The following is a 20,076-nucleotide window of genomic DNA, read 5'->3' as shown; positions in this document are numbered from 1 at the left end:
TTCGGTGAATGAACCTAACCTAGCAGCTCGGTTCATTCAATGAACCCCGGATGGGTACGATGGGGCCATGGCTCTCGGCAAGGACTACGCCCACCAGCAGTGCTCCATCGCCCGCGCTCTTGAGGTCGTCGGCGAGCGCTGGACCCTCCTCGTCGTCCGCGACGCCTTCTACGGCGTCCGCCGCTACAACGACTTCCTCGTTCACCTCGGCGTCCCGCGCGCGGTCCTCGCCGCCCGCCTCCAGGCCCTCGTCGAGGCCGGCGTCCTCGACAAGCGGCGCTACCAGGAGTCGCCCCCGCGCGACGAGTACGTGCTCACCGAGCGCGGCCTCGCCCTCTGGCCCGTCCTGCGCTCGCTCGGCGCCTGGGGGCGGGCCGAGGTCCCCGGAGCCGTACCGGTGCGCCACTTCCACCACGCCGACTGCGGCACCGAGCTCGGCCCGTACGGCGAATGCCCCCTCTGCCGCGTCCCCGTGCCGCCCGCCGACGTCGAGATGCGGCCCGGCGCCGGGCTCGACCCCGACCCGGCCGATCCGGTCGGCCGCGCCCTGCTCGCGCCCCGTCGACTCCTCGTCCCCGTCGGGCGCGAAGACGCGCCCGAGCGCGGGAACTCCTGATCCGCCCCGGGCGTCTTCAGGGTGAGAAACGTGCGAGAAGCGCCGTGGAGGCGTGCGAGAGGGGGTGGTGAGATGACCGTCAGGAGCCTGCTCCTGCGCGTGCTCGCGCCGCTCTTCTTCCTCCTCGCCCTCGCCGGTCTCCTCCTCTCCGACGGCGCGGGCCTCGCCGCCGTCGTCCTCGCCGCGACCACCGTCGTCTGCGCCCTGATCGGCGCCCCGACGGCTCCCGCCGTCCCGGCCACCCGCGTCCGCACGGCCATACGCGACCGTGAGCGGCGCACCGCCTTCCTGCCCCAGCGCGATCCCGACGCCGCCGGCCGCCGCAGACCCCGAGCTCCCGGCGGCCCCCTCCTGACGGCCGCGTAGGGAGCCACCGCACACCGAACACCGGACGGTCCTCACGCGGATCCGTCATGCCGAGACCCGAAATCTCTCCCGGCACGACGAGACCCCATGGAGGGCTCCCTTGTCCGTTTTCGCTTCCCTGGTCGAGCGGCTCGCCGACCTGCTCCAGCCGCTGTTCGCCACCACCGCCACGGCCGCCGCGATCGTCCTCTTCACGATGCTCGTACGCCTCGCGGTCCACCCGCTCTCCCGGGCCGCGGCCCGCGGTCAGAAGGCCCGCACCCGGATCGCCCCGCAGCTCGCCGCCCTCCGCAAGAAGCACGCCAAGAACCCCGAGCGCCTCAAGAAGGCGATGCTGGAACTGCATGCCAAGGAGAAGGTCTCGCCCTTCGCCGGGATCCTGCCCAGCCTCCTCCAGGCGCCCGCGTTCTTCCTGATGTACCACCTCTTCTCCGGCGACCGGATGGCCGGGCACACGCTGTTCGCCGCCCCGCTCGGCGACCACTGGGCCGACGCGCTCGCCCACGGCGGGGTGTTCGGCCCGGCGGGACGGGTCTATCTCGTCCTGTTCGCGCTCGTCACCGCCGTGGCCGTCTTCACCTACCGCCGCACGAAGCGGCAGCTCGCCGCCCAGCCCCTCGATCTGGGCCAGCCCACGCCCGGCGCGGGCGCGATCTCGAAGGTGATGCCGCTGCTCTCCTTCGCCACCCTGATCACGGTCGCCGTCGTCCCCCTCGCCGCCGCCCTCTACGTCGTCACCAGCACCACCTGGAGCGCCGTCGAGCGGGCCTTCCTCTTCCGGGAGGAGAAGGAATCGACGGGCGGGAAGGGGAAGCCGGCGAGCAGGAAGAAGGCCTCCGGCGCCGTTGCTACTCGCGCGTAAGGGTCCAGTGCGTGAACGGGGTCTTGCAGAGTGACCCGATGTCTTGGAGGATCGACCAATCCTCCGATGGCCGCACTCCATCGGCCGGGGCACCTCAGGGCCCTTCCCGGGCCCACCTCGACCACAGGGAGAAGACCATGAAGCTGCTGCGTGTAGGCCCGCCGGGAGCCGAGCGTCCTGCCCTGCTCGACCAGGACGGCACCCTCCGTGACCTGTCCGCCCTGGTCGACGACATCGACGGCGCCCTCCTCGCCGACGCGTCCACGCTCGACCGGGTCCGGGGCGCGGCCGCGGCCGGTGTGCTGCCCGCCCTCGACGCGACCGGGCTGCGCGTCGGCCCGCCGGTCGCCCGCATCGGCAAGGTCGTGTGCATCGGGTTGAACTACCACGGTCACGCCGCCGAGACCGGCCAGGCCACCCCGGCCGAGCCCGTCGTCTTCCTCAAAGCCGCCGACACCGTCGTCGGCCCGGACGACACCGTGCTCGTACCGCGCGGCTCGGTCAAGACCGACTGGGAGGTGGAGCTCGCGATCGTCATCGGCCGCACCGCCCGCTACCTGGAGACCGACGAGCAGGCCCTCGCGCACGTCGCCGGCTACGCGGTCGCCCACGACGTCTCCGAGCGCGAGTTCCAGATCGAGCGCGGCGGCACCTGGGACAAGGGCAAGAACTGCGAGACCTTCAACCCGCTCGGCCCCTGGCTCGTCACCGCCGACGAGGTGCCGGACCCGCAGGCCCTCGGCCTGCGCCTCTGGGTCAACGGCGAGCTCAAGCAGGACGGCCACACCTCCGACCAGATCTTCCCGGTCGCGGAGGTCGTCCGGTACGTCAGCCGGTTCATGACCCTCTACCCCGGCGACATCATCAACACCGGCACGCCCGCCGGCGTCGCCATGGGGCAGCCGGAGCCGAAGCCGTACCTGCGCCCCGGTGACGTCGTCGAGCTGGAGGTCGAGGGGCTCGGCCGGCAGCGGCAGGAGCTCAAGGGCGCCTGACCTCCGGGTCGCAGCGCTCACGTGAAATCGGCGGCGCCCCGCGTGGGGCGTCGCCATTTTCATAGGGTTTTTGCATATTGCACCTTATGGAACGAAACACGAATGAGCGGGGACCCTCCCGGCGCCGCCTCGCCCTCATCGCCGCGGCCACGGTCGGGGGCACCGCCCTGGTCGGCGCGCTGGCCGTCACCGGCTTCGCCGATCCCCTTCCGGGCGGCCTCGGCCCCTGCAAGCCGGGCAAGTGCCCGCCGTCCGGCTATCCCGGCATCAACAACGGCACCGTCGAATTCCGTGACAACAACATCAACATCTTCGTCGGCGGCGACTTCCTCGTCCGCGAGGCCGCGGCCGAGGTCGAGGGCAAGGTCGTCGTCCTCGGCGGCTTCGACCAGAACAAGCGCGCCGGCGTCTCCAGCGTCTACAACGTCGGCGTCGCGGGCGTCGGCTCGCGCGTCCCGCCGGTCAACGACACCGACTTCCTCACCGTCGGCAAGGACCTGACGGTGGCCTCCGGCCAGGAGCTGCTCTCCGAGGAGGGGGCGGTCAAGGGGGCCGTACGGTACGGGGGCCTGCTCTCCGGCAAGGTGACTCCCACCCCGGTCCACGACACGGCGGCAGCCGACCAGTACACCGCCCTCCGGGGTGAGCTCACCGACGCCAGCCAGTGCTATGCCTACGTGAACGGCGCCTCCCGCACCCCCACGGGGACGGCCGTCAACAAGGGCGAGGAGACCCTCTTCACCGGTGACGGCACCTCGGCGCTCCAGGTCTTCAACGTCGACTTCGACCTGGAGTCGACGAGAGAAGGGCAGCAGGGCGTCCGCTTCGACAAGATCCCGGCCGGCGCGACCGTCCTCGTCAACGTCCTCGGCGCCGACCGCACCGTCGACAGCTATATCAACGGGCTCCCGGACGGTCTGCGGGACCGCGTCCTGTGGAACTTCCCGGACGCGACGAAGGTCAAGTTCGAAGGGACGGCCCAGTTCGCGGGCAGCGTGCTCATCGGCAACCAGGCCAGCACGACGACGATCACGATGCCGGGCATGAACGGCCGCTTCTTCACCACCGGGAACCTGACGCATGCCTCGGAGCCGACGGGCGGCGGTGGCCAGGAGATCCACGCCTACCCGTTCAACGGCGACCTCCCGTCCTGCACGGACCCCACGCCGACGCCGACCCCGACGGACCCCACGCCGACCCCGACCGACCCGACGCCCACGCCGACGGATCCGACGCCGACCCCGACGGATCCCACGCCTACGCCGACGGATCCGACCCCGACGCCGACGGATCCCACTCCTACGCCGACCGATCCCACCCCGACGCCGACCGACCCGACCCCGACGCCCACCGACCCCACGCCGACGCCCACCGACCCCACGACCGGCGGTTCGACGGGTGGTGACACCGGCGGGTACGGCGACAACGGCGGATACGGTGACGACGGCGGATACGGCGGCACCGGTGGCAACCACGGTCCGCACGGCGAGCTGCCCGAGACCGGCGCCGGCACCGGGAAGATCGTCATGGGCGTCACCGCCGCCGGTCTCGCCCTCGGCGGCGGGATCCTCGTGACCGTCAGCCGGCGTCGCCGGAGCCGTACGAGCTGAGCAGCATCTCCAGCGCCCCGACGACCATGGCGTGGTCCTCGGCCTGCGGCAGGCCGGAGACCGTGACCGAACCGATCACCCCAGCGCCCTCGACCGCGACCGGGAACGAACCGCCGTGGGCGGCGTACCGGTCGGGGTCGAGGCGGGAGGACGCCTCGAAGGTCGTCCCCTTGGCGCGGAAGCGGGCGCCGACCAGGAACGAACTCGCGCCGTACCGCTCGACGACCCGCCGCTTCCGGTCGATCCACGCGTCGTTGTCCGCGCTGGACCCCGGCAGCGCGCAGTGGAACAGCTGCTGCGCGCCGCGCCGGATGTCGATCGCGACGGGGGCGCGACGCTCACGCGCCATGTCGACGAGGAGGGTGCCGAGCGTCCAGGCGTCCTCGTACGTGAAGCGTGGGAGGACCAGCCGGGCCTCCTGCGCCTCCAGTGCGCCGACCTCATCGGCCGTCAGGGGGCCTGCGGGGCCTGCCTGGCCTGCGGGCGTGCTCACAGCGTCACCGTGACGCCCTCGCGGGCCGACCGCTTCGCCGCCTCCAGGACGTCGAGCGTGGCGGCCGCCTCGTGCGCGGTGACCGGGTTCTCGCCGGTGCCGCGGAGGGCGGCGGCGACGGCTGCGTAGTACGCCGGGTAGGCGCCGGGCAGCGACGGGACCGGGGTGCCGCCGCCGGTCGCCGGGGACTCCCCGGAGCCGAGCCGGCCCCACAGCTCCTCCGGCTCCACGCCCCAGACCGTGCCCGGCACGGGCCGCAGGCCCTCGCGCAGGGCGGCCTCCTGCGGGTCGAGCCCGTACTTCACGAAGCCCGCGCGCTGCCCGAGCACCCGGAAACGGGGGCCGAGCTGGGCGGTCGTGGCGCTCACGTACAGATGGGAGCGGACCCCGTCGGCGTGGGTGATCGCGAGGAAGGTGTCGTCGTCGGCGGCGGCGCCCGGGCGGCGCACGTCCGACTCGGCGTACACCGAGACCGCCGGGCCGAAGAGCACGAGCGCCTGGTCGACGACGTGGCTGCCCAGGTCGAAGAGCAGGCCGCCGATCTCCTCAGGGGCGCCGGACTCCCGCCAGCCGCCCTTGAGCTGCGGCCGCCAGCGCTCGAAGCGGGACTCGAAGCGCTGGACCTCGCCGAGCGCGTCCTCGTCGAGGAGGCGGCGGAGGGTCAGGAAGTCGTTGTCCCAGCGGCGGTTCTGGAAGACCGAGAGCAGCAGGCCCCGCTCCTCGGCGAGGGCGGCGAGGGCACGCGCCTCGGCGGCGGTCCCGGCGAGCGGCTTGTCGACGACGACCGGGATGCCGGCCTCCAGGGCGGCGGTGGCGACCGCGACGTGCGTCTTGTTCGGCGAGGCGACGACGATCAGGTCGAGCTCGTCCGCCCCCCGCTCCCACAGCTCCTCGGGGGAGGCCGCGACCCGCACGCCGGGGTGGGCGGCGCGGGCCTCGGCGGCCCGCTCCGGGTTGCCGGTGGTGACGGCGGCGAGGACGAGGTCCTCGGAGGCGGCGATCAGCGGGGCGTGGAAGACGGAGCCCGCGAGGCCGTAGCCGACGAGTCCGACGCGGAGCGGGGGGCGCGGGGTACGGGGGCCGGTGTCGGTGCCAGTCATGCACCTCACTTAAGCAACGCTGTTGCCAAAGTGCAAGCGACCGCGACAATGGGGGCGTGAAGAGGGAGCAGAGGTATACGAGGAGCCTGGCCGGCGTGAACGTACCGGCGCTGCGCAGCCACAACGCGGCGCTCGTGCTCGACCTCCTGCGCACGGCGGGGGAGGCGGGGATCAGCCGCCTGGAGCTGGCCGAGAGGACCGGCCTCACCCCGCAGGCCGTCAGCAAGATCACCGCCAGGCTCCGGGCCGAGGGCCTCGCGGCGGAGGCGGGCCACCGCGCCTCGACGGGCGGCAAACCCCGCACGGTCCTGCGCCTGGTGCCCTCCGCCGGGCACGCCGTCGGTGTGCACCTCGACCGCGACGAGCTGACGACGCTCCTGACGGACCTCGCGGGCACGGTCGTGGCCCTGCGCCGCCGCCCGGTCGACCTGGGGGAGGGGGCGGGGCCGGTCCTGGACGCGGTGACGGAGGAGGTCCGGGCGCTGCTCACGGACGGGGCGGCGGGGGGCGGGGGGCCGACCGGTGCGGGGGAGTCTCCCGGCCCGGCCCTTGGTCCCGGTCCGGCTCTTGGTCCCGGCTCGGCCCCCGGTCCTGGCCCGGCCCTCGGTCCTGGCCCGGCCCTCGGTCCTGGCCCGGCCCTCGGTCCCGGTCCCGGCCCCGTCCTCGGTCCCGCTTCCACCCCCGCCCCCGCCCCCGTCCTCGGAGTCGGCGTCGCCATGCCCGGACCCCTGGACCATCACGCCGGTGTGCCCGGCCGCGTCACCGGCTTCCCCTCCTGGGACGGGTACCCGGTACGGGACGAGCTGGCCCGGCGCCTCGGGCTGCCCGTCGTCCTCGACAAGGACACGAACGCCGCCGCCCTCGGCCTCGCCCTGGGCCCCGAGTCCCCCGGCTCCTTCGCCTACGTCCACCTCGGTACGGGGCTGGGTGCCGGCCTCGTCCTCGGCGGCGCGCCGCTGCGCGGGGACAGGACCGGGGCGGGCGAGCTCGGACACCAGACCGTCCAGCTCGACGGGCCCCCGTGCGGCTGCGGCGGGCGCGGCTGCCTGGAGGTCCTCTGCCTGGCGGCGGTCGCGCGCGGCGAACTACCCGAGGCCGCGCGGATCCTCGGCGCGGGCGCGGCCAACCTCGTACGGCTCCTCGACATCGATCAGGTCCTGCTGGGCGGACGGGTGGTGCTCGGTGCGCCGGAGGTGTTCGCCGACGGGGCCCGGGAGGTCCTCGCCGGGCTCGGGCTGCCGACGCCGGTCGCCGTGGCCTCGGCCCCGCAGGCGGTGGCGGTGGGGGCGGCGTGGCTCGTTCTCGCTCCGATCTTCGGACAATAGGCTGATCGGGCGGATTGCGCGGGCCGTGCGGGTGCGTGAACGGTGTCGCTGCCCGGACCGCCCGCCCGGGGGTGGCAGCGTCGCGGCCGACCCGTACGCCCGCGAGCAGCAAAGGCAGCCACCCCATGGCACCCGCCCCCCTGCGCCAGCGCAGCGCCCTCGTCGTGACCGCGACCGCCACCGTGACCGCCGCCGTGACCGCGACGGTGGCCCTCGCCCTCACGGCCCCCGCACTCGCGGCCCCGGCGGCGGCCCACGCTCCGAAGACGTCCGATCCAGGAACCGCTGCCCCCGCAGCCCTCGCCTCCGTACCCCTCGCCTCTGCACCCCTTGTCTCCGAGGCCCTAGCCTCAGCGGCCCCCGCACCCCCCGCCCCCGACAGCCCCACCCCCCTCAACGCCCCCGCCCCCAACATCCCCCCCGCCCCCGGCGACCCCAGGGCCCCTCAAGCCCCTCAGGCCCCTGAGGCCCCCAAGGCCCCCGCCCCCGACCCGCCCACCCCCTCCTGCGGCGATGCCCCCGGCGGTGGCTTCCCGCTCGCGACCCGGATCCACGGCGGCCCGGACGAGTACCCCGCCGGCGGCCCCCTCCAGGCCTGGAAGCTCGACCTCACGAACGACACCGAAGCGTCCTGCACCGCCGTCCACCCCGTCCTCGTCCTCGCCGACCGGGACCGCGTGCTCCGACCCGCCCAGATCCGCTTCGAGTTCTACGACGAGGGCTCGGCCCGCTGGCGCCCCGTGGCCTTCGAGACGACCGAAGAGGCGGAGAACGTAGGTGCGTTCACCGACTTCGGCGGCTTCTCGGTCCCCGCGGGCCGGACCGTCACCGTCCCCGTACGGCTCGCGTTCCGCGAGGACACCGCCCCCGACGAGGTCGTCGTGAGCGCGGCGGTCGTCCAGCGCCGGGGCGCCGACGGCGACTGGATCGGTGCGTCCGACGAGTACCGCCTGACCGTCGGCCCCGCCGCACCTGACGGATCCGGCACACCAGAACCCAGGAGAGACGCGACCGCCCCGCCCGCCCAGCCCCCCAAGAAGCCGGAGGCCCCGAAGCCCCCGAAGGGCACGGAGGGCATCGACCCGAGCCGCGAACTCGCCCGCACCGGAAGGGAGTCCGACCAGGACGCCCTCCTCCTCGGCTCGTTCGCCGCCGTGCTGGTCCTGCTCGGCGTCACCCTCGTCCGCACCGCCCGGCGGATGGCCCCGCGCCCGGCCCGGCGGACCCCCGGAGGCGCACCCCGCCGCCCCCGGCACCTCTGAGCCACGTTCCGTACACCTCCCCGTTCATCCCCGTCTGCGACGATCCCTCCGTGAACTACCAGACCGCCCCCGCCGACCCCGGCGCCCCCGTCCGCTCCGGCGTTCCCGAGCACGGCAGGGTCCCCAAGTACTACGCCGTGAAGGCGAAACTCGCCCTGCTCGTCGACGAGTTGGGGGAGGGTGGGCTGCTGCCCACCGAGCGCGACCTCGCCGTCCGGTACGAGGTGTCCCGCGAGACCGTCCGGCAGGCGCTGCGCGAACTGCTCCTGGAGGGCCGGGTGCGCCGCCAGGGGCGGGGCACGGTCGTCGCGGGCCCCAAGCTCGAACAGCCCCTCTCGCTCGCCAGCTACACCGAGGGCGTCCGACGGCAGGGCCGTCGCCCCGGCCGAAGCCTGATCTCCCTCGACCGCTTCCCCTGCCCGGAGGCGCTCGCGCCGGAGGTCGGCGCCGAACGGGGCGAGCCCGTCTGGCACATGGAGCGGGTGCTGCTCGCCGACGACGAGCGGGTCGGCCTGGAGAGCACCTACGTCTCCGAGGCCCGAGCCCCGCGCCTGGACACCGAGTTCGACCCGGACTCGTCCTTCTACGCCTACCTCCACGACCGCCTCGGCGTGACCTTCGGCGACGCCGACGAGCGCATCGAGACCGTGCTCGCGACCCCGCGCGAGGCCCTGCTCATCGGTACGCCGCCGGCGCTGCCGATGCTGCTGCTCCACCGTGTCTCCCGGGACACGTCGGGGCGCCCCCTGGAGCGGGTCCGGACGCTCTACCGCGGTGACCGGTTCAGCTTCACGGCGCACCTGGGCCGCCAGGACTGACCCTCCGACCCACAGGTCACCCCTCCGAAGATCACAAACAGATAACGGGTCTGGTCCAAGCTTGTCGGTTCGTTCACCGTCCCGTTGCCCGTCGGATCCGTCCGGGCCACCCGCCCCCACGACCGTTTCGGCCATGAAGGTGATCGTCGTAGGAGCCGGCGTGGTGGGAACCATGCACGCCTGGCACGCAGTGGAACGCGGCCACGAGGTCGTACACATCGAGCGCGAGGCCGAGGCGCGCGGAGCGTCCCTCCGCAATTTCGGCCAGATCTGGGTGAGCGGCCGCGCCGGCGGGGAGGAGCTCGACACCGCCCTGCGCGCCCGCGAACTGTGGGAGGGCATCGGTGCCCGGGTCCCCGGGCTCGGCTTCCGGGCCATCGGCTCCCTCACGCCCGTACGCGACGACCTGGAGCTGGCCGTCGCCGAGGCCGCCCTCGCGCGGCCCGACGCCGCCGCCCGCGGCTACAAGCTGCTGACGCCGGACGAGGCCCGCGCGGTCAACCCCGCCCTGCGCGGGGCGTTCGAGGCGGCCCTCTGGTGCGAGCGGGACGCGGCCGTCGAGCCGCGCCTCGCCCAGCTCGCCCTCCGCGAGGCCCTGCTCGCCACCGGGAAGTACACCTTCCTGCCGAACCGCGAGGTCAGGGACGTCGTCGGCGACAGTGCCGTCCGCGACGACCGGGGCGAGACGCACACCGGCGACGCCGTCGTCCTGTGCACCGGCGCCTGGCTCTCCGGCCTCGTCCGTGAGGTCGCCGGCGAGATACCCGTCCGCCGGGTCCGGCTCCAGATGATGCAGACCGAGCCCCTCGGCGAGCCGCTCACCACCTCCGTCGCCGACGCCGACTCCTTCCGCTACTACCCGGCGTACGCGTCCCCCGCCCTGGACGCCCTCAACGACGGCCGGCCGCAGGACCCGACCGCCGCCGCCCACAAGATGCAGCTCCTGATGGTGCAGCGGCTCGACGGCGGACTGACCATCGGCGACACCCACGAGTACGAGCACCCCTTCGCCTTCGACACCCTCGAAGACCCCTACGAGCACCTCACCCGCGTCGTCGAGTCCTTCCTCGGCCGCCCGCTGCCGAAGATCAGGCGCCGCTGGGCCGGGGTGTACGCGCAGTGCGTCGACACGAGCCGCGTCGTGCACCGCCAGCGGGTCGCCGACGGCGTGTGGCTGGTGACCGGGCCCGGCGGGCGCGGCATGACCTGCTCGCCCGCCATCGCCGAGACGACCGCGAACGAACTGGGCTGGTGAACACCGTGAACACCCTGACCGAGAACACCACGTACGACCTCGTCGTCCTCGACATGGCGGGGACGACCGTCGCCGACGGCGGCCTCGTCGAGCAGGCCTTCACGGCCGCCGCCGAACGCCTCGGCGAGGACCCCGCCGCGATGATCGACTACGTCCGCGCCACCATGGGCGAGTCCAAGATCTCCGTCTTCCGCCACCTCTTCGGCGGCGACGAGAACCGCGCCCGGCAGGCCAACCTCGCCTTCGAGGAGGCCTACGGAGAGCTCGTCTCCGGCGGCCTGATCGCCCCCGTCCCCGGCGCGGCCGAGGCCATCGCCACCCTGAAGGACCAGGGCAGGACCGTCGTCCTCACCACCGGCTTCGCCCGCGTCACCCAGGACGCCATTTTCGACGCCCTCGGCTGGCGCGACCTCGTCGAGCTGACCCTCTGCCCGGCCGACGCCGGCGGCCGGGGCCGCCCCTACCCCGACATGGTCCTCGCGGCCCTCCTCCGCACGGGCGCCGTCGACGACGTCCGCCGGATCGCGGTCGCGGGCGACACCTCGTACGACATGCTCAGCGGCTCCCGCGCGGGCGCCGGGATCGTGGCGGGAGTCCTCACGGGCGCCCACGGCGAGACCGCGCTCAAGGAGCACGGCGCGACCCACGTCCTCGCCTCGATCGCCGAACTCCCGGCGCGCATCACGGAGTCCGAGGCGTGAACAGCGGCATCCGCTTCGACGGCGTCTCCGTCGCGTACGGCGGGACCACGGTCCTGGACCACCTCGACCTGACCGTCGAACCCGGCGAGGTCATGGCCCTCCTCGGGCCCTCGGGATCCGGGAAGACGACCGCGCTGCGGGCCGTCGCCGGGTTCGTGCGCCCGGCCTCCGGGCGGGTCTTCATCGGCGGCCAGGACGTCACCGCCCTCCCGCCGTACAAGCGGGGCATCGGCATGGTCGTCCAGCAGTACGCCCTCTTCCCGCACCTGCGCGTCGACGCCAACGTCGCCTTCGGCCTCAAGGCACAGAAGGCACCCAAGGCCGAGATCCCCGCCCGGGTCGCCGAGGCCCTGGAGATGACGGGCATGGCCGCGTACGCGCGCCGCTACCCCCGCGAGCTCTCCGGCGGGCAGCAGCAGCGCGTCGCCATCGCCCGCGCCCTCGCGATCCGGCCGCGCGTCCTCCTCCTCGACGAACCGCTCTCCGCCCTCGACGCACGGCTCCGCTCCGGAATGCTCGCCGAACTGGCCAGGCTGCACCGCGAGTTGCCGGACGTGTCGATCCTGTACGTCACCCACGACCAGGTCGAGGCGCTCACCCTCGCCGACCGGATCGCCGTCATGGACAAGGCCCGGCTCCAGGACTGCGGCACCCCGCAGGACCTGTACCGCCGCCCGCGTACGGAGTTCACGGCGTCGTTCGTCGGCAACGCCAACCTGCTGCCGGTGACGGTCGCCGCGGACGGGGTGCTCTTCGAGGGCGCCGAACTGAAGGTGCCCGCCGCCGACGCCACACCCGGCTCCACCGCCACCCTCTGCGTCCGCCCGCACCTGGTCGGCCTCGGCGACGGCCCGAACGCCCTCCGGGGCCGCGTCACCGAGGTCCAGTGGCGCGGCTCCACCCACCGGCTGTACGTCGAGGTCGGCGGCCACCGCGTGAAGGCGGACGTGCGCGAGCTCCGGGAGACCCCGGCCCTCGGCACCGAGGTCACGCTCCACTTCGCCCCGCAGGACGCGGTGCTGCTCGGCGCGGGGGTGGCCGATGGCTAGCGCCTCGCCCGGAGCGGTGACCGTGGCCGCCCCGGCCGCGCCCGAAGCGAGGGCGCCCCGCTCGCTCCCCACCTGGGTCTGGGCACTGCCGCCCGTCGCCGTCCTCGCGCTCGTCTTCCTCTACCCCCTCGCGCTGGTCGTCCAGGAGTCCCTGGCACCCGGCGCCTACGCCGGCGTCCTCGCCTCCGAGTCGTTCCGCGACGCGCTCGTCACCACCGTGTGGCTCGCCGTCGCCTCCACGGCCGGCTGTCTGGTCCTCGGCTTCGCGCTCGCGCTCGTCATCGCCTTCGTGCCCTTCCCCGGCGGGAGGGCGGTGGCGAAGTTCATCGACGTCTTCCTCTCCTTCCCGTCCTTCCTGGTCACGCTCGCCCTGCTGTTCCTCTACGGCACGGTCGGCATGGCCAACGGCGTCTGGACGGACGTCACGGGCGACGCGACGGGCCCCTTCCGGTTCCTGACCACGCCCTGGGGCGTCCTCCTCGCCGAGATCACGTACTTCACGCCCTTCGTGATGCGCCCCCTCCTCGCCGCCTTCTCCCAACTGGAGACCGCCCAGCTGGAGGTGGCGTCCTCCCTCGGCGCGAGGCCGATCCGCATCATCCGGCAGGTGATCCTGCCCGAGGCGCTGCCCGCGCTCGCCGCCGGCGGCAGCCTCGTCCTCGTCATGTGCCTCAACGAGTTCGGGATCGTCCTCTTCACCGGCGCCAAGGGCGTCACGACCCTCCCGATGCTCGTCTACAGCAAGGCGATCCTCGAATCCGACTACGCCGCCGCCTGCGTCGTCGCCGTCGTCAACATCGCGCTCTCCGTGGGCCTCTACGTCCTCTACCGGGGGGTGAGCCGCCGTGCTGGTGCATAGCCGTACGGGCAGGTGGACGGCGTGGGCGCTGTTCGCGGTCCTCTTCGTCCCGCTCTTCGCCCTGCCCCTGCTCGTCATCGTCGCCGCCTCGTTCTCCACGCACTGGTCCGGCGCCTTCCCCTCCGGTCCCACCACCGCCCACTACACGGCGGCCGTACGCGGAGAGTCCCTCCAGGCGCTCACCACCAGCCTGGTCACCGCCGTCACCGCGAGCCTGGTCGCGCTGACCGTCGGCACCTGGGCGGCGCTCGCCTCCGCCGCGATGGGCAGGCGGGGCCGCCGGATCCTCGACGCCCTGTTCATGCTGCCGGTCGCCGTGCCGTCCGTCGTCGTCGGACTCGCCGTCCTCGTCGCCTTCTCGCAGCCGCCGGTGCTCCTCAACGGCACGCGCTGGATCGTGATCCTCGCGCACACCGTGCTCGTCACGGCCTTCGCCCACCAGTCGGTGTCGGCGGCCGTCCGCCGCCTCGACCCGATGTACGAGCAGGCGGCGGCCGGCCTCGGCGCCCGCCCCTCGTACGTCCTGCTCCGGGTGCGGCTCCCGCTCCTGCTGCCGTCCCTGAACGCGGCGGCCGGGCTCTGCTTCGCCCTCTCCATGGGCGAGCTGAGCGCCACGATGATGCTCTACCCGCCGGACTGGCTGCCGCTTCCGGTGCTCATCTTCACTGCCACCGACCGGGGTTCGCTCTTCACCGGTTCGGCGCTCGCCGTGATCCTCATGGCCGCGACCCTGCTGGCCCTGCTCGCCGTCTCCCGTATCCGTACGAGAGCTTCCTTCCGCTAGCCACACCCGTCATCAGGAGAGAACGACGCCATGCTTACGCACGCCAAGCCGATCGCCGCCGTCACCGGCGCTCTCGCCCTCGCCGCCACCCTCACCGCCTGCGGCGGCTCCTCCGCCGCGTCCGACGCGAAGACCGTCACCGTCTACAGCGCCGACGGCCTCAAGGGCGAGGCGCGCGACGGCTGGTACGACAAGGTCTTCGCCGACTTCGAGAAGAAGACCGGCATCAAGGTCGAGTACGTCGAGGGCGGCTCCGGCGAGATGGTGCAGCGCGCCCTCCGCGAGAAGAGCAACACCCAGGCCGACGTCATCGTGACCCTGCCGCCCTTCATCCAGCAGGCCGACTCCAAGGGCCTCCTCCAGGCGTACAAGCCCGAGGGCGCCGACCAGGTCGGCGGCGGCGACAAGTCCGGCGACGGCAAGTGGACCTCGGTCGTCAACAACTACTTCGGCTTCATCCACAACAAGAAGGAACTGCCGGCCGCCCCCAAGAGCTGGGAGGAGCTGCTCGACGCGAAGTACAAGAACAAGCTCCAGTACTCGACCCCCGGCGTCGCGGGCGACGGCACCGCCGTCCTCATCAAGGCCATGCACGACTTCGGCGGCCAGGAGCCGGCCATGGAGTACCTGAAGAAGCTCCAGGCCAACAACGTCGGCCCGTCCTCCTCCACCTCCAAGCTCGCCCCGAAGGTCGACAAGGGCGAGCTGCTCGTCGCCAACGGCGACGTCCAGATGAACTACGCCCAGGCCCGGTCCATGCCCAACCTCGGCATCTGGTTCCCGGCGAAGGGCACCGGCAGGCCGACCACCTTCGCCCTGCCGTACGCCGCCGGCCTGGTCGACAAGGCCCCGCACGCCGACAACGGCAAGAAGCTGCTCGACTTCATGCTGAGCGAGCAGGCCCAGCGCGAGGTCAGCGCCATCGGCGGCGGCTTCCCGGCCCGCAAGGACGTCAAGCCCACCGACGCCAACGCGATCGAACTCGCCAAGCTCCTCGAAGGCGTCGAGATCTTCGAGCCGGACTGGTCCGACATCGACAAGAACCTCAAGACGTACGTCGACGCGTGGAAGTCCGCGACCGGAAGCTAAGAGTTCACCGTACGACTCTGGAAAGCCTCCGTTGATCGCGGAAAGATAACGGGTACGGACCAACGCCCCTGAGAAATCAGGGGCGTTGGCATGCCACCGCCCCCTTCCACGGAATTCCACGGAGGACCCGACATGCCGAACACCGGCATCTCCCGCCGCACCGTGCTCGCCGCCGCCGGTGCCACCGCGGCCGTCGCCGCCACCGGCGCGCTCACCGCCCCCGCCGCCCACGCGGCCACCACCGCCGCGCCCACGCTCCCCGACGGCACCAGCAAGGACAAGGTGCTCGTCGTCGGCATGGACGGCCTGCGGTACGACAGGATCGACGCCGCCAAGGCCCCGAACCTCAAGTCCCTGATGGCCAACGGCACCTTCGGCCGCTCCCTGCTCTACGCGAACCCGATGGCCGCCACCTCCTCCGGCCCCGGCTGGTCCACGATCTCCACCGGCGTCTGGCCCGACAAGCACGGCGTGAAGGACAACACCTTCACCGGCAAGAACTACGCCAGGTACCCCGGCTTCCTCGCCCGACTGCACCAGGTCCGCCCCGAGCTCTCGCTCTTCGCCGCCGTCGACTGGCCCGAGCTGGACACCCACGGCACGGTCACCCCCGGCGCCGACGCCAAGCTCGTCCACAACAACAACTATGTCGTCAACGACCTCGTGATCACCGAGGCCACGGAGGACGTCCTCCGCAACCAGAACCCCGACGTCCTCTTCGTCTACTTCGGCGAGACCGACGAGATCGGCCACAACTACGGCGCCGCGCACAGCAAGTACCTCGACGCCATCGACGTCCAGGACGCCTACCTGGGCCGTCTCCTCACCGCGATCAAGGCCCGCCCGGCGTACGCCACCGAGCGCTGGACGGTCATCGTCACCACCGACCACGGCCACACCGACGGCGGCGGCCACGGCGGCTCCTCCATCGAGGAGCGCCGCACCTTCGTCCTCGCCCAGGGCCCGGGCATCGCCGCCGGCGCCCGCCCGATCGACACCCGCCTCGTCGACGTCGCCGCCACCGTCTTCCACCAGCTCGGCATCGTCCCCGACCCGTCCTGGGGCCTCGACGGCAAGCCGGTCCAGCAGCGCTCCACCGACCCCTTCGACGCGCTCTACGGATCTCTCTCCGGCCGCGTCGACGAGACCGGCATCCCCGCCGGGATCCTCGGCTTCACCCACACCGCGCCCAGCGGCTGGTCCGTCATCAACAACGCCATGGGCACCGGCGGCATGACCGAGTGGCGGGGCTGGTCCTTCGCCACCGACGAGTTCTGGTCCCGCGCCCAGCGCGACCAGTCCCGCGAGCTCAACGTCCGCGCCCGGGGCGTCTTCGCCGTCGCCGACTCCGACGAGTGGGCCGACAAGTCCTTCTCCGGTACGTACGACTCGACCCTGGTGACCCCCGCGTACGGCGTCTCCGACGCGACCCGGGCGACCCTGGACTTCACCACCTTCTACCGCCAGGAGGGCAGCCAGTCCGCCCAGGTCCTGGCGAGCTTCAACGGCGGCACCCCGACCGTCGTCAAGAGCTACACCTCCGACGTGATCTCCCAGCCCCAGTCGCTCACCGTGAACGTCCCCGCCGGGGCGTCCAGCGTGAGCTTCCGCTTCCGCTACACCGGCGCCAACAACTGGTACTGGACGGTCGACGGGGTCAGGGTCACGGCTTCCTGATCACCGACGGGGTCAAGGACACGGCTTCCTGACTACCCTGGGGGCGTCGCCACAGCGCTGTCGCGGCGCCCCCAGAACACCGCACGTCTGTACGGCAGGAGTCCCGCACCCATGGCAGAGCGCAAGCCGATCGAATCCTGGCTGACCGACATGGACGGCGTCCTCATCCACGAGGGCGTTCCGATCCCCGGCGCCGACGCGTTCATCAAGAAGCTGCGGGAGACCGGGAAGCCCTTCCTGGTCCTCACGAACAACTCGATCTACACGGCCCGCGACCTGCACGCCCGCCTCGCCCGCATGGGCCTCGAAGTGCCCGTCGAGAACATCTGGACCTCGGCCCTCGCCACCGCCAAGTTCCTCGACGACCAGCGCCCCGGCGGCACGGCGTACGTCATCGGCGAGGCGGGCCTCACCACGGCCCTCCACGACATCGGCTACGTCCTCACGGACCACGACCCGGACTACGTGGTCCTCGGCGAGACCCGGACGTACTCCTTCGAGGCGATGACGAAGGCCGTCCGCCTCATCAACGCCGGCGCCCGCTTCATCTGCACCAACCCCGACGAGACCGGCCCCTCCCTGGAGGGCCCGCTCCCGGCCACCGGCTCCGTCGCCGCGCTCATCACGAAGGCCACCGGCAAGGAGCCGTACTTCGCGGGCAAGCCGAACCCGCTCATGATGCGCACCGGGCTCAACGCGATCGGCGCCCACTCCGAGTCCAGCGCGATGATCGGCGACCGGATGGACACCGACATCCTGGCCGGACTGGAGGCGGGCATGCAGACCTTCCTCGTCCTGACGGGCCTGACCAGCCAGGCCGAGATCGACCGCTTCCCGTTCCGCCCGTCCAAGATCGTCGACTCGATCGCGGACATCGTCGACCGCGTGTAACCACGCCCCGCCCGCCTCCTGCGGATGCGAAGAGCGCCGATCCGGGTGAACCTGCCAGTACCAGGAGGTCACGATGCGCATCTGTTCCATTGCTCTCCGTGCCGCAGGGGCGGCCTTGGTGCTCGTACTGGCACCCACGGCCGGTGGCGCGTACGCCCACGACGGGGTGAAGGCCACCGTCACCCCGTCCACCGCCTCGCCCGGCGCCGACGTCGACGTCCGCGTCCAGGGCTGCAAGGGAACGACCGGTGCCGCGAAGTCCCGGGCGTTCGTCGCCGACGTGGAGCTGACCGGCCGGGACGGTGGGGGCGCCCCGCTGTTCGGGGACACCACGATCCGGTCCGGACTCGAGGACGGTACGTACAAGGTCACCGTGACCTGTGACGGCCACGACCACGGGGACGTCGGCACGGTGCAGGTCAAGCACCACCAGCCGACCCACAAGCCGACGCACGAGCCGACGCACGAGCCGACCCACCACGCGACCCCGGTCGCCCCGGTCCGCGCGGGCGGCGGCGGCACCGCCGCCTTCGCCGCCCCGGCTGCCCCCGGAGTCGCCCAGACCACGACCGGGAGCGGCCTCGGCACCCCGTACACCCTGCTCGGCCTCGGCATGGCCGCCCTCGCGGCCGTGGCGGTCGCCTTCCGCAGCTCCCGCCGCCGCACCGCCGCCTCCGGTACGGGTACGGGTACGGGTTCCGGCACGGGCACGGGCACGGGCTCGGACTGAGGATGTCGTCCGGAACCCGCCCGGCGGGCACCGGGCGACTCGTCACCGGTGTGGCCTGGGCGCTGCTGCTCCTCGGGCTCTGGCTCTGGGGCCGCGAGGTCACGGAGGGCCCCGGGGGCAGCTCGGCGCCCACCCACGGCGACATCGCCGCCGTGGGCCGGCCGCTCGGCGTGGCGCTCCCCCCGGCCCACGCCCCGCTCGCCCCCGCCGAACCCCGGCGGGTGGAGGTCCCGTCCCTCGGCATCGCTGCGCCCATCGTGGCGCGCGGCCTGGACGGCACGGGCGCGATCGACCCGCCGCCCTTCTCGATGCCGCACACGGTGGGCTGGTTCGGCGCGGGCACGCAGCCGGGTGCGGCCGGGGCGGCCCTCCTCGTCGGCCACGTCGACACCGACACCCGCCCGGCGGTCTTCTACGGACTGAGCGCGGCCCGCCCCGGCGCGAAGGTCCGGGTCACCCGTACGGACGGTACGGTCGCCGAGTTCACCGTCGACGACGTCCAGGTCTTCCCGCGCGAGGACTTCGACGCGACCCGGGTCTACGGCCGCCGCGAACCCGGCCGCGCCGAGCTCCGCCTGATCACCTGCGGCGGCACCTTCGACCGCACGGACGGTACGTACTCGGCGAACGTGGTCGTCTCGGCGTACCTCACGGGCGCGGGGACGACGGCGACGGGCACCTGAGCCCCCGGCACGGGACCCGTGGCGACCGGGGCCCGGCCGGTGGGTCGCGTCCCGCGGCGCCACCGGCCGGTCCGGTCCTCGACCGCGGGGCTCACGGGCGGCGGGAGGAGCCCGGTGCCGGCCGCGGGAGGTCGGGGTTCCGGAAACTGTAGAGGCCTTGCCTCGCCCGGCCCAGAGGGCTGTCGTGTCACGATGACGACGACCGGTCCGTACGTGCCGAGGGGCCCCGAATATCCGCACGTCACCCCGCACCCCCGCGCCCCCCCTCCGTACTGGGTGAATCCCGACGGCAAGGCCGCCCGGCAGCTGGCGGCGCACCTCGCCGCGGGCCGGACCGCCGAGGCCGCGCTCCTGCGGCGGATCACCTCCCGGCCGGTGGCCGAGTGGATCGGCTCCGACCGGCCCGAGGCCGAGACCCGCGCCCTCACCCAGGCCGCCACCCGCGCCGGGCGCGAGGCGCTCCTCGTCCTCTACGACATCCCGCACCGCGACTGCGGCCGGCACTCGGCGGGCGGCGCGGCGGACCCCGCCGCCTACCGCACCTGGGTCGACGCCGTCGCCCGGGGCATCGGGGCGCGGCGCGCGACCGTCGTCCCGGAACCGGACGCCGTGATGCACGTCGTCGACGGCTGCACCGAGGAGCAGCACCACGGGGAGCGGTACGAGCTCAAGGCGGCCGTCCTGCGGCTGAAGCGGCAGCCGGCCACCACGGTCTACCTGGACGCGGGCAACGCGGGCTGGGCCGGTCCCGCGGAGCTGCGCGGCCCGCTCCAGGAGGCGGGGATCGCCGAGGCCGACGGCTTCGCGGTCAACGTCACGAACTGGCCGGAAACGCCCGGTAGTTCGGGCCGAGGGAGACCCCGGGAATGACCAAGACCCCCTCACCGATGGTGAGGGGGTCTTGACTCTGC

The 20,076-nt window shown here is 73.1% G+C and carries 21 protein-coding genes; 19 read left to right on the top strand and 2 right to left on the bottom strand.

From position 1 onward, the window contains the following. Positions 1–67 precede the first annotated feature (67 nt). The 5 genes from SGA01_RS24115 to SGA01_RS24095 all read left to right on the top strand — a co-directional run bounded on the left by SGA01_RS24115 (position 68) and on the right by SGA01_RS24095 (position 4,449). Entirely contained in the window at positions 68–616 is a 549-nt protein-coding gene (locus SGA01_RS24115; protein ID WP_141298491.1) for a winged helix-turn-helix transcriptional regulator, read from the top strand. A 72-nt stretch (positions 617–688) separates the two neighbouring features. Continuing rightward, positions 689–982 carry a DUF6412 domain-containing protein gene (locus SGA01_RS24110; protein WP_055643287.1) on the top strand — a complete coding sequence of 98 codons (294 nt, stop codon included), beginning with the start codon at positions 689–691 and terminating at the stop codon, positions 980–982. Positions 983–1,082: 100 nt separating this feature from the next. Beyond that, entirely contained in the window at positions 1,083–1,844 is a 762-nt protein-coding gene (locus SGA01_RS24105; protein WP_229917501.1) for a YidC/Oxa1 family membrane protein insertase, read from the top strand. Between the two features lie 137 nt (positions 1,845–1,981). Beyond that, positions 1,982–2,839: a fumarylacetoacetate hydrolase family protein gene (locus SGA01_RS24100; protein ID WP_141298490.1), complete on the top strand. Its 858-nt coding sequence runs from the start codon at positions 1,982–1,984 to the stop codon at positions 2,837–2,839. A gap of 86 nt (positions 2,840–2,925) precedes the next feature. Continuing rightward, complete coding sequence (locus SGA01_RS24095; protein WP_141298489.1) at positions 2,926–4,449, top strand: choice-of-anchor A family protein; 1,524 nt, start codon at positions 2,926–2,928, stop codon at positions 4,447–4,449. Here the strand turns inward: SGA01_RS24095 and SGA01_RS24090 are convergent. Together SGA01_RS24090 and SGA01_RS24085 are read right to left on the bottom strand one after the other, a co-directional pair. Continuing rightward, positions 4,418–4,903 (bottom strand): heme-degrading domain-containing protein, encoded by a 486-nt coding sequence (locus SGA01_RS24090; RefSeq protein WP_141298562.1) that lies wholly within the window; start codon positions 4,901–4,903, stop codon positions 4,418–4,420. The two genes, SGA01_RS24095 and SGA01_RS24090, sit on opposite strands and share 32 nt — an antisense overlap. A 35-nt stretch (positions 4,904–4,938) precedes the next feature. Continuing rightward, positions 4,939–6,042 carry a Gfo/Idh/MocA family oxidoreductase gene (locus tag SGA01_RS24085; RefSeq protein ID WP_141298488.1) on the bottom strand — a complete coding sequence of 368 codons (1,104 nt, stop codon included), beginning with the start codon at positions 6,040–6,042 and terminating at the stop codon, positions 4,939–4,941. Positions 6,043–6,128: 86 nt separating this feature from the next. Between SGA01_RS24085 and SGA01_RS24080 the strand changes: the two genes are divergently transcribed. The 14 genes from SGA01_RS24080 (at position 6,129) to SGA01_RS24015 (ending at position 20,035) form a co-directional block, all read left to right on the top strand. Continuing rightward, on the top strand, positions 6,129–7,367 hold the full coding sequence (locus SGA01_RS24080; RefSeq protein WP_308699071.1) for an ROK family transcriptional regulator: 1,239 nt from the start codon (positions 6,129–6,131) through the stop codon (positions 7,365–7,367). 125 nt (positions 7,368–7,492) lie between these two features. Beyond that, the gene (locus SGA01_RS41455; RefSeq protein WP_174867447.1) at positions 7,493–8,629 is read left to right on the top strand and encodes a hypothetical protein; all 1,137 of its coding nucleotides are present in this window, start codon (positions 7,493–7,495) and stop codon (positions 8,627–8,629) included. A 50-nt stretch (positions 8,630–8,679) separates the two neighbouring features. Then, entirely contained in the window at positions 8,680–9,447 is a 768-nt protein-coding gene (locus tag SGA01_RS24070) for a GntR family transcriptional regulator (protein WP_141298486.1), read from the top strand. A gap of 133 nt (positions 9,448–9,580) precedes the next feature. Continuing rightward, positions 9,581–10,702 carry a TIGR03364 family FAD-dependent oxidoreductase gene (locus SGA01_RS24065; RefSeq protein ID WP_141298485.1) on the top strand — a complete coding sequence of 374 codons (1,122 nt, stop codon included), beginning with the start codon at positions 9,581–9,583 and terminating at the stop codon, positions 10,700–10,702. Between the two features lie 5 nt (positions 10,703–10,707). Continuing rightward, complete coding sequence (locus tag SGA01_RS24060) at positions 10,708–11,403, top strand: phosphonatase-like hydrolase (RefSeq protein ID WP_141298484.1); 696 nt, start codon at positions 10,708–10,710, stop codon at positions 11,401–11,403. Then, a complete protein-coding gene (locus tag SGA01_RS24055; protein WP_141298483.1) occupies positions 11,400–12,452 on the top strand; it encodes an ABC transporter ATP-binding protein in 1,053 nt (350 codons plus the stop codon). The genes SGA01_RS24060 and SGA01_RS24055 overlap by 4 nt, the downstream gene beginning before the upstream one ends. After that, positions 12,445–13,311, top strand: a complete 867-nt coding sequence (locus tag SGA01_RS24050) for a 2-aminoethylphosphonate ABC transporter permease subunit (protein ID WP_141298482.1) — start codon at positions 12,445–12,447, stop codon at positions 13,309–13,311. Before SGA01_RS24055 ends, SGA01_RS24050 begins: the two co-directional genes overlap by 8 nt. After that, positions 13,298–14,095: an ABC transporter permease gene (locus SGA01_RS24045; RefSeq protein ID WP_141298481.1), complete on the top strand. Its 798-nt coding sequence runs from the start codon at positions 13,298–13,300 to the stop codon at positions 14,093–14,095. Before SGA01_RS24050 ends, SGA01_RS24045 begins: the two co-directional genes overlap by 14 nt. A 30-nt stretch (positions 14,096–14,125) precedes the next feature. Further along, positions 14,126–15,184, top strand: a complete 1,059-nt coding sequence (locus SGA01_RS24040) for a 2-aminoethylphosphonate ABC transporter substrate-binding protein (RefSeq protein WP_141298480.1) — start codon at positions 14,126–14,128, stop codon at positions 15,182–15,184. Positions 15,185–15,316: 132 nt separating this feature from the next. Further along, a complete protein-coding gene (locus tag SGA01_RS24035) occupies positions 15,317–16,861 on the top strand; it encodes an alkaline phosphatase family protein (protein ID WP_141298479.1) in 1,545 nt (514 codons plus the stop codon). Positions 16,862–16,972: 111 nt separating this feature from the next. Beyond that, complete coding sequence (locus SGA01_RS24030) at positions 16,973–17,752, top strand: HAD-IIA family hydrolase (protein ID WP_055643299.1); 780 nt, start codon at positions 16,973–16,975, stop codon at positions 17,750–17,752. A 73-nt stretch (positions 17,753–17,825) separates the two neighbouring features. Beyond that, complete coding sequence (locus tag SGA01_RS24025) at positions 17,826–18,482, top strand: hypothetical protein (protein WP_141298478.1); 657 nt, start codon at positions 17,826–17,828, stop codon at positions 18,480–18,482. 2 nt (positions 18,483–18,484) lie between these two features. After that, positions 18,485–19,165: a class F sortase gene (locus tag SGA01_RS24020; RefSeq protein WP_141298477.1), complete on the top strand. Its 681-nt coding sequence runs from the start codon at positions 18,485–18,487 to the stop codon at positions 19,163–19,165. Between the two features lie 192 nt (positions 19,166–19,357). Continuing rightward, positions 19,358–20,035, top strand: coding sequence for a glycoside hydrolase family 6 protein (locus tag SGA01_RS24015; RefSeq protein WP_141298476.1), 678 nt, complete (start codon positions 19,358–19,360; stop codon positions 20,033–20,035). The last annotated feature ends 41 nt before the right edge of the window (positions 20,036–20,076 follow it).

The organism is Streptomyces gardneri, from assembly GCF_006539185.1.
Taxonomy (GTDB): domain Bacteria; phylum Actinomycetota; class Actinomycetes; order Streptomycetales; family Streptomycetaceae; genus Streptomyces; species Streptomyces gardneri.
Note: the sequence above shows the minus strand (reverse complement) of the source record. Positions and strands in the feature narration are given on the sequence as shown.